The organism is Bacillus sp. 05T22 (assembly GCF_056396765.1).
The window spans coordinates 1-13,053 of sequence record NZ_JBFTMC010000118.1 but is presented as its reverse complement, the minus strand read 5'-3'; the positions used below and the strand labels follow the sequence as shown (position 1 = coordinate 13,053).

The following is a 13,053-nucleotide window of genomic DNA, read 5'->3' as shown; positions in this document are numbered from 1 at the left end:
TTCTTATATTACTAATTTATATGTTAGCGTAACAAGAAAATAAAGGTAAGTATATATTATACATGACTAATATGTACTCACCTTTATTTTTTAAGGCTTTCTTGCTTTTAGGTCTTGATAATCTGATATAGGTTCTTTTTTGATGAATGCTTGATGAAACATAATACATAAAACAAGCCAACTTCCACCCGCTGCCCAACCCGCTAATATATCGGATGGATAATGGACACCGAGATATACACGGCTAACAGAAATAGAAAATATAACAAAACATGTAATAAAAATAAGCAACAACTTTTTATGCAGTGTAATACGATGTTCTGTGATTGTTACATAGGCGATAAACCCTAAAAATGCTGTAGCATTCATCGTATGGCCGCTCGGAAAACTATACCCTGTAGCTGTAACAAGCTGCGTGACATCCGGTCTTGGGCGTTCGTACCATAATTTTAAGAGGCTGTTAAGATAACGGGATCCATAATAATTAACGATTAAAAATAACGCACTTAACAACTTTTTTCGAATGAGAAAGTACATTACAACTATGATTAATAATGGAAAATATATTTTTTTTGAACCAATATAAGACATCCAGGTAAAATAAGCTGTCAAATAATCGTTCCGAAAACCTTGAATAAATTTGGAAATAACATCATCAAATCTCTCAACACAAGCGGTATGATACGAAAGTGATAATCCGACAAAACAAATGAGTAACGTACTTAACAAGTATACATGTCGATATCGTTTCACATACATAACCTCACTATATAAAAATAAGAAATGGAGCGGTTGTTTTAGTTTTCCTCTCCATTTCTTTTTTATGCATCATTTATTAAGAAATATAACTGTTAATTTTTTGCTGCATCGTTGGAATGTCTTCACGTGTTACAGTAAAACGAACAACTCTTTCATCTAAGTCTAATGCTTCTGAAAATAAACCTGCTAACCCACGTGCTTTTCTATCAACTTCCATAACAATATCCAGTCGATCATAAGCACTTGGTAAAATTAATAATTCCAATTCATCCAATTTGCCATAATATTGTCCGGAAACTGGAATGAACTCAAACTCTTGCGCAAATGGAATATTGGCACGTAAATGACGTGGTAATTCTTCACACTCCGCTTGACGAAGCCTAAATCCTAATTGTTTTACGCTATCTAAAACACTGTTTAATAACACATTCGGTAGCACCTGAATGTAATCACGATTACTCGGGTCAATACTGTGCTTAATATCAAGACCTGTATGAACCCAAACCGTTTTCATTCCAAATGTAAGTGGCACTTCAATTGGCATTGAGAATGAAAATGGAATTTCTACTTTTTCATTTGGAGATATCGCAATAGGTTCGGTTAAACGTACTCGTTCTAGATCGAATGTAGCACTTACTTTTTTATCATCTACTTCTCGTATATACGATGTCGATAGTGTTAAATAAATGCTTTCAATTTGTTGATTGACTGATCCACCCGTAATATGAACCACACCTACAATTTCTTCTCCTACTAGATATTCATCTTTCTCAAGAACTGTATCCACTTTTGCATTTCCTATTCCAACGCTTGCTAAAAACTTTTGAAACATGTATCCCCCATCCTTTCTAATACATGGCGTACATCTTCTCTAACTTCTTGTATATTTTCATAATAAGGAGGCTTCATCCGTAGCATTCGCATAATAATCTCACAGTTTTCTTTCATTAGCTGTAACTCTTCATACCATGGCCTTTCTTCTTTTGCAGTAGATTCATAGCCAGAGTATAATAAAAATAATGTAAAGTGGCCTAGCGCATAAAAATCACTACGATAGTGAATTTCTCGCATATAGGCTTGTTCTCCTTCATAGGTAGATGCTCGTTCATCGATTTCTTCTATAAATCTGGCTAATCCAAAATCGATAATACTAATCTGCCCCTCTTTTATTAAAATGTTAGGAATTCGTAAGTCTCGGTGAATAATACCTTTACTATGAAAATAAGAAACTGGCTCAAGTACTTTATATAAAATCTGAAAAACCTCACGCTCTTCATATACATGTCCATCTTTGAAAATGAAGTCTTCAAAATTCTTACCTGGCATGTACTCCATTACAAAAAACGGCTGTTTTTTCCATATAAAGCCGTCATATAAGCGCGGTATTGCCGGATGATTTAACTGCTCTAAAATCGCTTGCTCCTGTGCGAATGACCTTCTACCTGACATATATTTTTGCTTACTTTGTCTTAACTGTTTCAAAACCCTTTTTTCTTTCGTTTGCAAATCATAAACGATATATGTAAAGCCATAGCTGCCCATTCCAATTACTGATTCAATTTTATAGCGCTGCGAGACAATTGTATCCATACGCAGCGGTCTATCAAACCAAGCGAGTATATCACGCCATTTCATCAACTACTTGAAAAAAAGCTGCGGCTTTTACGCTTTCTTTTATAATGCTGATGTCCATAGCCATGAGAATTTCTCCTCTTGTTATAATCACTACTTGAATACGAACGACCTCTATGACGATAATCACTACTTGAGTAGGAACGATATTTATTCTTCTTTCCTAGTAAAGAATCAATAATTTTTTTGAACATCCCTTCACCTCTTGTTTAAAATTTTCTTTTTATTATATCAATAATTACGTTTTATGTTTGTGACAAGTTTGTAAAGAAAGAATTTTGAAATGTAAAAAACGACGAGTAGATCCCGTCGTTACTTTCACCCTTCATCCTCATCAAACACTTCATCAATCATACATTTTTCTAGTAAATACTCAAATGTAATATCAGCGAGATCTTCAATCTCTTCTCGCTTTGGTACATACCCTCTCTCAATTAGTTGCTCATAAAAAAACTCCGCAATTTCTTCCGTATCAATTACGACTTCAATTTCCTTCATGAGCATCACCCCTTTATTTCTGTTTTATGAAGAAATTTCAAAATTATGTATACGAGATTAGAAAAATAGATTTTCTTTTCCAAATCATACTTGTCTGTCATATCCTTTCACCTTGCAACATACGATGTAGTACAAGCTATTTGAAGGGGGAAATACGAATGGAATACCAATATGAAGTAGAGCAAAGAAAAGAAGAGTTCATGCATGAAGATAAATGGGCAGACTCTATCATTAAAGGGCTTATTATTTTTTTAACTATTGTAGGTATACCGTACACAATATATATTTTTGTTCAATTTCTTCTTGCTTTCTAACTATTTTTTCTCTGTTAATTTAACTAAATAATTATGGACGACATCCATAACAATTTTATATTCTTCATCTTGAAATGTTTCGTATAATAATTGATAGTCATTGTAAATATCTAATAATCCATCAATAATTTCTTGTCTACTCGTTTTAATACTCACCTTTTTTGAGTTGTTTATTGACTTCAATTTTCCTAAATCTAATTTATTCATTCCGGCTTTATCTTGTTTCATTTTTTTCAAGATTGCATTAGCAGTTTGTGCATTCGCAAGCAAAGTTAAATCTGATTCATCAGCCTCTAACCACTCACCATCTGTAATTCTTGATAATTCATATATTGTATCTTCCCAGGCATCATTTTTATACCGCCACACCTCTGTGCGAAACCCAACGATACGAAAAACATCTTTATCATATCCCGTAACTTGCACAAGATCACCGAACGTAAAATGATAGTGTAATTCAATCCATTCTGTTTCACCTTTTTTCATTTCTTGTTCCGTGACATGTTGAAGTGTTTGTTCCACGTAATATCCATCATGATTATTAACTTCATATACATAAACACCATCTAATATTTTCATATTTGTAATTTTACCAACGGTTCCATATAGCGTAATCACGACTATATCTCCTACATTATATTTAGGTTGTTTTTTTCTTGCCATTTATATCTCTCCTTTTTAAAGTCGTGATTTTGATACCAGTATATGCAAACGGCAGAAAAACGCTTATCATATCAGCTTATATTCAAAAAAATTTTCAATAAAAAAATACATCACTTTTTATAGAGTGATGTACCAATACAGATATATTTGTATATGTTTAATCGTTATCTTTCTTGTATGTATAGCTCCCACGCCTCATCAAAAATAGACATACTGCCTAGTAATCCACTTAATTCTAAATACGAACTAATTTCATCGTAATCTTCTGATTGCTTCGGAAAACTTAAATCATCGTACATAGCTTCAGCTAAATCTGATATTTCATTTCTGATTAAAGACGCACGATGCTTCATCATATAGTGATAAAATGACTTTTTCAAAAATATTCCCTACCTTTCTAACTTGGATACATTATACAAGGGTAAAAAGAAAAAAACCAGCATAATCGCTGGTTAAAAGTCGAAATAATTTCTCTTTAGGAGACGTGGACGTTCCATTAATTCTTCATATGTCAATTGTTTTGGTAAATCTTTTGTATAAATTAAAAACAACTGATCTTCTATTTCTTTTACAACATGATCAGGCTGATAGTCCATTCCACATGATGAACAAGAAATACATGGTGTCTTTTGAATTTCAATGGCTTTTGTACCATCTGGCAATTCCCAATATACAGTATTCAGACTATCTCTTGCTTCTGTACTGTCACACCACATACAATTCATACTGCGTCACCCTCAGCTTTTTCGCCATCTTCTAACTTCGACATTTGAGCTTGATACTTTTTATCTTTTAACTGATCACGCTTATCTCGTTTATCTTTTAAAGAAGAATGTGTTTCATTTGTTTCATAATCTTTCCGACGATTCATACGTTGTAAATCATCCGGAACAAGATTAAATTTCTTATCACTCATCAATCCTGCTACACCAATATCCGAACGTTTCTCTTCATATGTTGGATAAATCTCTTTAAAGTAACCTTCCGCTCTTCCTGGTACATAGTTTTCTGGTTCTGGATATGTTGTAATAACACCTTCAAAGTTACGAAGAACAACTTTATCTGCGCTTTGTGAAATTAAATAATTTGGCTGAAGCGCAATTTTCCCGCCGCCTCCTGGTGCATCTACAACGAACGTTGGGACCGCATAACCAGACGTATGTCCACGTAACCCTTCAATAATTTCTAATCCTTTTGAAACCGGAGCGCGGAAATGACCGATACCTTCTGATAAATCACATTGATAAATGTAATACGGACGAACACGAATTTTTACTAAATCGTGCATCAGTTTTTTCATAATCGGAACGCTATCATTAATACCTGCTAAAATAACCGCTTGGTTTCCAATTGGAACACCTGCATTTGCAAGCATTTCACATGCTAGTTTAGACTCTTCCGTGATTTCAATGGAAGTGTTAAAGTGTGTATTTAACCACACTGGATGATATTTTTTAATAATATTACATAGATTTTCTGTAATACGTTGCGGGAATACAACTGGCGCTCTCGTTCCGATACGAATAATTTCCACATGCGGAATTGCGCGTAAATTCTTTAATACGTATTCTAAGATTTTATCATTAATAAGAAGACCATCCCCACCAGAAATTAAAACGTCTCGTACTTGTGGCGTTTCACGAATATAAGCAATTGCATCATCTAATTGTTTTTTCGGAACACCCATTCCAATTTGTCCACTAAAACGACGACGTGTACAATAACGACAGTACATAGAACATTGATTTGTTACTAGAAATAAAACGCGGTCTGGATAACGATGTGTTAAACCTGGAACTGGTGAATCCTCATCTTCATGAAGCGGATCTTCTAAATCATACTTTGTTTTATATAATTCTTCCGAAATCGGTACAGATTGCATCCGAATCGGACAGCGTGGATCATCAGGATTCATAAGAGAAGCATAGTACGGTGTAATATTTAACGGAATCGTTTTCGTTGAAATTTTAACACCTTCTTCTTCATCTGGTGTTAAATTAATTACTTTCTTTAAATCATCTAACGTTTTAATCGTATTCGTTAATTGCCAAACCCAATCATTCCATTGCTCTTCTGTAACATCTTTCCATAATTCGATATCTTTCCAGTGACGATTTGGTTTGTATACATCATGTAACATTGCTATTCCCCCTTTTTTTACGCTCACCATTTATATAAGCAATAATTATGCCAACTCTACATTTTCAATAAGTGATGACGAAAAATACCCTATTATATAAGGAAAAATATTTTCTCTTATTTTAAATGGCTCCCTATTCAATACAATATTCATTACTTTCTGTATATGTAAACGCTCTTTTATTGGTGCAAACACACAAAAACCGCCGATTATTCGGCGGTTTTGTCRTACTTATTTAATTTAGATTGCAATGTTTGCCTTGGAATACCTAGTAATTTAGCAGCTTGCAAAATATTCCCATCTGTTTCCATTAGCGCTTGATCAATTAATTCTTTTTCTGTTTGATGAAGTGCTTCACGTAGCGGAAGGATGCTTTTCTTCTGTTTCTTTGAATCTACTTCTTTTCGAAATGTTCGTGGTAAACAACTAACCGTTAATGAACTTCCTTCTGCAATAATTACAGCATGTTCCACCGTATGTTTTAGCTCTCTTACATTTCCGGGCCAATGATATGCTAACAACCTTTCTTTCGTCTCACCATCTATATGAAGCACCTGTTTTTTATATTCTTTATTATAGTCTCTTAAAAAGTAGGATGCTAACAATAATACATCTTCTTTTCGTTCACGAAGCGGTGGAATATATAAAGAAAATACATTTAAACGATAATATAAATCGGTACGAATTTTATTTTCACGTAAACATACTTCTGGAGGTTGATTCATCGCCGTAATCACGCGAACATCTACTTTTCTCGTCTTACTATCACCGATGCGACGAATTACTCCATCTTCTAATGCACGTAGCATTTTCGCCTGCAGATCAAGAGGCATCGAATTTAATTCATCTAAAAATAATGTCCCTCCATCTGCAAGTTCAAATAGCCCCGCACGTTCAATAGCTCCAGTATAACTCCCTTTAGTTGTCCCAAATAATAGACTTTCTAGTAAGGACTCTGGAAGAGCTGCACAATTCTGGGCAATAAACGGTTTGTTTTTACGGTTTGAAGCCTCATGAATCGCTTGTACAAATAGTTCCTTTCCTGTTCCTGTTTCCCCGTATATTAAAACGTTTGCATTTGTTGGAGCTACCTTTTGCGCCAAATCTTTTGTTTGTTTAAAGCGGGAATCATTCGTCACGATTGTATTAAAAGCAACGTGTTTTTTTGTTATCTTCTTCCTAGAGGATCGTTTCATTTTCGATTGTAAATCAACAATTGTATCCGTTAATTTTTGAATCGTCGAGTAATCTTTTGCGATTTCAACAGCACCTGCAATTTCACCTTCTATAAAAATAGGTAATGTGGTATTTACAGTACAAACATCTTCACCATTTAAATTTTGATAACGCTGCACTTGATGTAAAATCGGCTTTTTTGTATTTAAAACTTTCATAAGTGTACTCGTTTCCCTTGATAAAGATGGGAATGCTTCTAATAAATGCTTACCCAATACATTCTCAATCTTTGATCCGTCATGTTTTGCAGCAACAGTATTATAAAAAATTGTAATACCATTCTCATCCACAGCATGAATCGCTTCATCAATACTGCCCAAAATCGCTTCAATGACTTCTTGTGTCGAAACTGCCAGCAATGTCATTCCCCCCTCTTGCTAAAAATCCAGCAATTTATATGCCGAATTTCCGGCACCCCTGTGCGCGATTATAAGCATTGCGATTCCGTTCTACTTTTCTATTTATCTCATATCATTACTTTCCCGCCAACAAGTAATAAAGTGCAACTCTAATCAGCGGGGGCTTCATCCCCCACTGATGATTAGCCCGCAACAATCCGGTATTCTAAACTTTCAAGTAAAGATCTTACTCCCCATTCATGCGGGATAAATCTTTTACCCATACATTCATATCTTCTAATTTATCAAAAATATAACAATTATTTGCTAGCCTTCCTGTGTATGTATATCCTAGCTGATGAAAAGCTGCATTCATGCCAAACGAAAGCGAACGTGCGATTGTGTAAGAACAAAAGATTGCTCTCTCTTGTAGTTCTTCTTCTAACTTAATGAGTAAACTTTTCATAAATCCATGCTTTCGATATTCAGGTAAAGTTGCACAATTCGTTAATTCTGCGTTACCTTCTTTCACATTCATTTCTGCTGAAGCAGTACTAATAATACGCCCCTCTGATTCATACACATAATAAATCGTATCTTCTTTCATCGTCTGAACAATATAGTCTGCTTCATTTAACGGTGTCGGATAAATTTCAAACACTTTTCCAAATACACTTGCCAATTCTTCTGCGTCTGCCTCTGTCGCTTTTCGTAGTACAAATTTCTCTGGAACTTGTTTCTCCTTTACTTCCTTTTCTCTCACACCATCTATAATGCGGTCCTCATCAATCCACTGGATACTATTTCGTCTTTCATCATCACGATATTTTACGAAAAAGTACGCATCATGTCCTTGAAAATAATGTGGAATCGTCGCTTCTAATAAAAAGCCAAAAGAGAGCCACGTCGAAACATGCTCTCCCTTTCCTTTTATAATGCATTTGGTGAAAGAATGCTTCTCTGCTAACTCTTCTATTTTTCGTATAAGACTTTCTACATTTCCTGTATAATGATCTACCCGAATACGTTTATTAAAATAATCTAGCACTCCTTCTATAGTATTGTAGTTTGTCTGTTCTCTGAATGATTCATAATAGTTCATTTTTTCACCTCACACCAGTCTAGTAATGTACATGCAATAATTTTTGCTGCGGCAATCATTTTATCCACTTCAATGTATTCATTTGGATAGTGGGCTACCTTTGTCTCCCCTGGTCCGAATATAATAGTTGGGATTTCTGCGATTTGTGTAAATAAACCACCATCTGTGCCCCATGGTGATGCTTCTATAATTGGACTTCCCCCTTCAATTTGAGCRAAATTATCTTGAAGCGTTGTAATGAGCGCATGCTCCTCATCTAATTCACCTGGGACCCACCTTGCCCCAAACCATTCTACCTCTACTGGATATTCTTCGAACCATGGATCTACATTCTTTAATTGCCCTATCCAATTTTCAAATTCTTCTTTTACCGCCTCCATAGTCTCATTCGGTGCAACTCCACATCTTCCTTCTAAAATCAACGAATCTGGTACGGAGCTTGGCCAGCTACCACCTTCAATTTTCCCAACATTGATTGGAACAGGGATTGGAATTTCTTTATATAACGGGTCTGTAATCCGTTCATTTCTTTCCTGTTCTAATTGTCTCAAATGTTCAACAACAAACACGCTCTTTTCAATTGCACTTACTCCTTCATAACGAGTCCCGCCATGTGCTGCTTTTCCTTTCACATGCAAGCGAAACCACATTGAACCTTGTTGTTTCGGGAAAAACTTCATATTTGTTGGTTCTGGAATGATAACCCCATCTGCCTTATACCCTCGTAAAATTGCTGCTAAAGTACCTGCTCCACCGCTCTCCTCTTCTATTACACTTTGAAAATAAATATCTCCTTTTAATTCAATACCCAGTTCTACAATCGCTTCGATTGCCAGCATAAGCGCCACATTGCCGCCCTTCATATCGGTTGTTCCACGACCATATATGCGATTCCCTACTTTTTCACCACTATATGGATGGTGTTCCCACTGATTCACATCACCTTCTGGTACAACATCGATATGTCCATTTAAAATCATTGATTTTCCATCGCCGCTTCCTTTTAACGTCGCAACAATATTTGGGCTATCTGAAAAATTCGTTCTTGGAGATACAAAATAAGGATGATCTTTCATTTTTGTAAAAGAAGGCTCCCAAATATCGAGATCTAAACCTAAYTCACGTAGTTTTTCAATGACAATTGCTTGCGCGCCGCTCTCATCTCCAGATACACTTTTTTCTTGAATTAATCGTTTTAAGAGCTTTACACTTTCTCCTTCATGACTTTCAATATAATCACACACTTGTTTTTTTAATTGCTCCATATTTGTTAGCTCCTCTCATTCAATCACAAGTAAATTAGAACTCACATGAAAAGATGCCTCCGTATTTCGTTTTACATCCTCTACTGTATAAGGGCTCATTAACTCTTGGAGTATTAAACCTTCAGAAGTAACTTCCATTACAGCCATATCTGTAATAATTAAATCCACGCACCTTTTCGACGTTAATGGAAGCGTACATTCTGAAACAATTTTTGCATTTCCATACTTATCAACGTGATTCATCACAACAACGACCCGCTTTGCTTTTTGCGCTAAATCCATCGCTCCGCCAATACCAGGAACACGCTTCCCGGGAACAATCCAATTTGCTAAATCACCTTTTTCACTTACTTGCAGTGAACCAAGTATTGTTACATCAAGCAACCCTTTTCGAATCATTCCAAATGCCGTGCAACTGTCAAAATAACTTGCTCCTGTAATGAGTGACGTCGGCAATCCGGCCGCATTACACAAGTTTTCATCTTCATTTCCTTTACTTGGCGTTGGGCCCATTCCAACGATACCGTTTTCCGCCTGGAACATAACATCTATATCTTCAGGCAAATGGTTAGGTACAAGAGAAGGGATACCAATCCCTAAATTTACAATCATTCCATTTTGAATTTCTTTCGCAGCACGCCTTGCTATCTTATCTCGTATTTCTACTCCCATACCCATTTCCAATTCACTCCTTCCGACGGCACAATATAATTTACAAAAACACCTGGAACAACAATTTCCTCAGGATCTAAACTTCCAAGCGGTACGATTTCTTCTGCCTCAACAATTGTAATATCTCCAGCCATCGCAACGTGTGGATTCATATTGCGAGCACTTTTATCAAACACAAGATTGCCAAACGGATCCGCCTTCTTCGCATATACAATCGATACCTCTGCAGTTAAAGCCGTTTCCACTAAATATGTTTTCCCGTTCATTTCGACTGTTCGTTTTCCTTCCTCTACAATCGTATCCATACCAACATCGACAAGAATTCCGCCTAATCCCATTCCACCTGCACGAATTCGCTCTGCTAGCGTTCCCTGAGGCGAAAACTCAATCCGTAATCGTCCTTCATTTAACTGTCTTCCTGCATTTGGATTTGAACCAATATGAGAAGTAATTAATGATTTCACTCGCTCATTTGTTACCAGGCGGCCAATTCCTACATCTGGAAATCCCGTATCATTTCCGATTAAATGTAAATTTTTAATTCCTTTTTGTGCAATAGCCTGTATTAATGATGGAGGGGATCCAATTCCGCCAAACCCTCCAAACATTAACGTCATATCATCATGAAACAACGACATAATCTCTTCAATTTCTTTTAATTTACCAAATGTATTTGTAATGGTTGTCATACGATACTGTGCCCTCCTTTTTGCATCATCTCTTCCACACTTTTCGCAAAAATCTCAAGTAACTCATCTAATTCAGAATATGTAGTTGTCATCGGCGGTGCAACAAGCAGCGCACTATCCTCTTTTCCTGCCTGCCCTGATACAGCTTGATATAAAAGAAGTCCGTTTTTCGCCGCGACTGAAATGAGCTCAGACGCTTTTGTAAACGATTGCAATTCTACTCCGATCAGGAGTCCTTTTCCGCGCACATCGGCAATAATTGTCGATTGCTGCTGAACTTTCTGCAATCCTTTTATTAAATATTCTCCTTTTTCAGCTGTTTTTTCAGGTAAGTTATGTTTCTCCATATATTCAATAACCGCTAAAGCTGTCGCGGCTGATAACGGGTTAGCACTTAGCGTATGCCCACTCATAACTGATCGCGATCCTCGTAAAATCGGTTCCATCACACGGTCACTCACAACCGTCGCGGCCATCGGTGTATAACCAGCACCTAGTCCCTTTCCTAACGTCATGATGTCCGGCTCCACGCCCCAGTGTTCCATCGCAAACCATGCCCCTGTACGCCCAAGGCCTGTCATCACCTCATCGGCAATAAATAAAATATCATAATGGCTGCAAATATCTTTAATTACCTTATAATATTCTTTCGGTGGTACAACCGCACCGCCTGCCGCACCAATAATCGGTTCAGCTATAAAAGCCGCAATATGTTCTGCACCAATTCGATCAATTGCTCGTTCTAACTCAGTCGCACAAGAAAGCTGACATGTCGGATATACCTTCTGCACCGGACAACGGAAACAATACGGTGCAGGTACAGTTGGATAATCTTCTAAAATAGACACAAATCGCTGACGACGAAGTGGATGCCCTGACATTGATAAAGCTCCCATCGTAATACCGTGATAACTCATCCAGCGTGACAAAATTTTATGTTTCCCTTGAATACCGCGCTCTTGAAAATGTTGAATCGCAATTTTCATAGCCGTTTCATTCGCTTCTGTACCACTATTCACGAAAAAACTCCAGTTCAAATCTCCTACACTTAAATCACTTAACTTCTTTGCTAACTTCTCAGCTGGCTCACTCGTAAATTGTGAGCGATACACAAAAGCAATCTCCTCTGCCTGCTTTTTAATCACTTCCGCAATCTCCGTTACGCCATGTCCGATACCTGCCGTAATCGCTCCTGACGAACCATCAAAATATTTATTACCATTTTGATCATACAAATACACACCTTTTCCATGTGAAATCATCGGATACGGCTGACCAACAAGTGGCTTAATTAAGTAATCGCGCATAGCGCTCCCCCATTTCTCCAATTTGTATATATATATGAAGAAAATTGACGTTTCTTTCATAAAAAAGAATCCTCTGCAAACGCAGTGAATTTATCAAAAAACTATTATAAAATATACAAATGAGTGCTAAAAATCAAAATGAAAATAAAAATTTAGAAATATAATAAAAGACCAAACCCTTTACCCCTCTTAAAAAAATCCTCCCTCCTATAAAAAATAAGCCTAAAAAACATACTACCTAATTATTTTTTCACCATACCATCAGCTTCGCTCAATTGCTGACATTGTGTAAACTTCGACGAAACTCCCGTCAATTTCCTTCCTATTTATTTTGTTTATCTGTCATATTTTTCAACAAATTTAGACAAATCCTTCAAAAAGAAACCTCCTATGATTACTCAATCATAGGGAACCTCCTATGATTACTCAATCATAGGG

Annotated in this window: 16 protein-coding genes; 1 reads left to right on the top strand and 15 read right to left on the bottom strand. The window is 36.3% G+C overall.

Translation table 11 applies throughout. The features are described from left to right. Positions 1–90: 90 nt before the first annotated feature. The 5 genes from AC1DIT_RS23780 to AC1DIT_RS23760 all read right to left on the bottom strand — a co-directional run bounded on the left by AC1DIT_RS23780 (position 91) and on the right by AC1DIT_RS23760 (position 2,889). Positions 91–753, bottom strand: coding sequence for a phosphatase PAP2 family protein (locus AC1DIT_RS23780; protein WP_016132766.1), 663 nt, complete (start codon positions 751–753; stop codon positions 91–93). A gap of 82 nt (positions 754–835) precedes the next feature. Further along, positions 836–1,591: a sporulation protein gene (locus AC1DIT_RS23775; RefSeq protein WP_016132765.1), complete on the bottom strand. Its 756-nt coding sequence runs from the start codon at positions 1,589–1,591 to the stop codon at positions 836–838. Continuing rightward, positions 1,573–2,394 carry a serine/threonine protein kinase gene (locus AC1DIT_RS23770; RefSeq protein WP_016132764.1) on the bottom strand — a complete coding sequence of 274 codons (822 nt, stop codon included), beginning with the start codon at positions 2,392–2,394 and terminating at the stop codon, positions 1,573–1,575. Before AC1DIT_RS23770 ends, AC1DIT_RS23775 begins: the two co-directional genes overlap by 19 nt. Next, positions 2,394–2,585: a hypothetical protein gene (locus tag AC1DIT_RS23765; protein ID WP_016114755.1), complete on the bottom strand. Its 192-nt coding sequence runs from the start codon at positions 2,583–2,585 to the stop codon at positions 2,394–2,396. The genes AC1DIT_RS23770 and AC1DIT_RS23765 overlap by 1 nt, the downstream gene beginning before the upstream one ends. A 124-nt stretch (positions 2,586–2,709) precedes the next feature. Next, positions 2,710–2,889 (bottom strand): YozD family protein, encoded by a 180-nt coding sequence (locus AC1DIT_RS23760; protein WP_003197525.1) that lies wholly within the window; start codon positions 2,887–2,889, stop codon positions 2,710–2,712. 158 nt (positions 2,890–3,047) lie between these two features. Between AC1DIT_RS23760 and AC1DIT_RS23755 the strand changes: the two genes are divergently transcribed. After that, on the top strand, positions 3,048–3,203 hold the full coding sequence (locus AC1DIT_RS23755; protein WP_016114754.1) for a DUF3930 family protein: 156 nt from the start codon (positions 3,048–3,050) through the stop codon (positions 3,201–3,203). On the opposite strand, the gene AC1DIT_RS23750 is transcribed toward AC1DIT_RS23755, so the two are convergent. From AC1DIT_RS23750 to AC1DIT_RS23705, 10 genes are all read right to left on the bottom strand, one after another. Beyond that, on the bottom strand, positions 3,204–3,866 hold the full coding sequence (locus AC1DIT_RS23750; RefSeq protein WP_016114753.1) for a hypothetical protein: 663 nt from the start codon (positions 3,864–3,866) through the stop codon (positions 3,204–3,206). It abuts the gene before it with no gap. Between the two features lie 164 nt (positions 3,867–4,030). Further along, entirely contained in the window at positions 4,031–4,246 is a 216-nt protein-coding gene (locus AC1DIT_RS23745; protein WP_016114752.1) for a YozE family protein, read from the bottom strand. A gap of 72 nt (positions 4,247–4,318) precedes the next feature. Then, positions 4,319–4,591, bottom strand: coding sequence for a YokU family protein (locus tag AC1DIT_RS23740; protein ID WP_016114751.1), 273 nt, complete (start codon positions 4,589–4,591; stop codon positions 4,319–4,321). Continuing rightward, entirely contained in the window at positions 4,588–6,006 is a 1,419-nt protein-coding gene (gene kamA / locus AC1DIT_RS23735; RefSeq protein ID WP_016114750.1) for a lysine 2,3-aminomutase, read from the bottom strand. Before kamA ends, AC1DIT_RS23740 begins: the two co-directional genes overlap by 4 nt. A 209-nt stretch (positions 6,007–6,215) precedes the next feature. Next, positions 6,216–7,607, bottom strand: coding sequence for a sigma-54 interaction domain-containing protein (locus AC1DIT_RS23730; protein WP_476998453.1), 1,392 nt, complete (start codon positions 7,605–7,607; stop codon positions 6,216–6,218). 220 nt (positions 7,608–7,827) lie between these two features. Further along, entirely contained in the window at positions 7,828–8,682 is an 855-nt protein-coding gene (gene ablB, locus AC1DIT_RS23725; RefSeq protein ID WP_016114747.1) for a putative beta-lysine N-acetyltransferase, read from the bottom strand. After that, positions 8,679–9,947 (bottom strand): peptidase, encoded by a 1,269-nt coding sequence (locus AC1DIT_RS23720; protein WP_016114746.1) that lies wholly within the window; start codon positions 9,945–9,947, stop codon positions 8,679–8,681. The genes ablB and AC1DIT_RS23720 overlap by 4 nt, the downstream gene beginning before the upstream one ends. 15 nt (positions 9,948–9,962) lie before the next feature. Further along, entirely contained in the window at positions 9,963–10,625 is a 663-nt protein-coding gene (locus tag AC1DIT_RS23715; protein ID WP_016114745.1) for a CoA transferase subunit B, read from the bottom strand. Beyond that, complete coding sequence (gene atoD / locus AC1DIT_RS23710; protein ID WP_016114744.1) at positions 10,610–11,308, bottom strand: acetate CoA-transferase subunit alpha; 699 nt, start codon at positions 11,306–11,308, stop codon at positions 10,610–10,612. The genes AC1DIT_RS23715 and atoD overlap by 16 nt, the downstream gene beginning before the upstream one ends. Continuing rightward, positions 11,305–12,615, bottom strand: a complete 1,311-nt coding sequence (locus tag AC1DIT_RS23705; RefSeq protein ID WP_016114743.1) for an aspartate aminotransferase family protein — start codon at positions 12,613–12,615, stop codon at positions 11,305–11,307. Before AC1DIT_RS23705 ends, atoD begins: the two co-directional genes overlap by 4 nt. Positions 12,616–13,053: the final 438 nt, after the last annotated feature.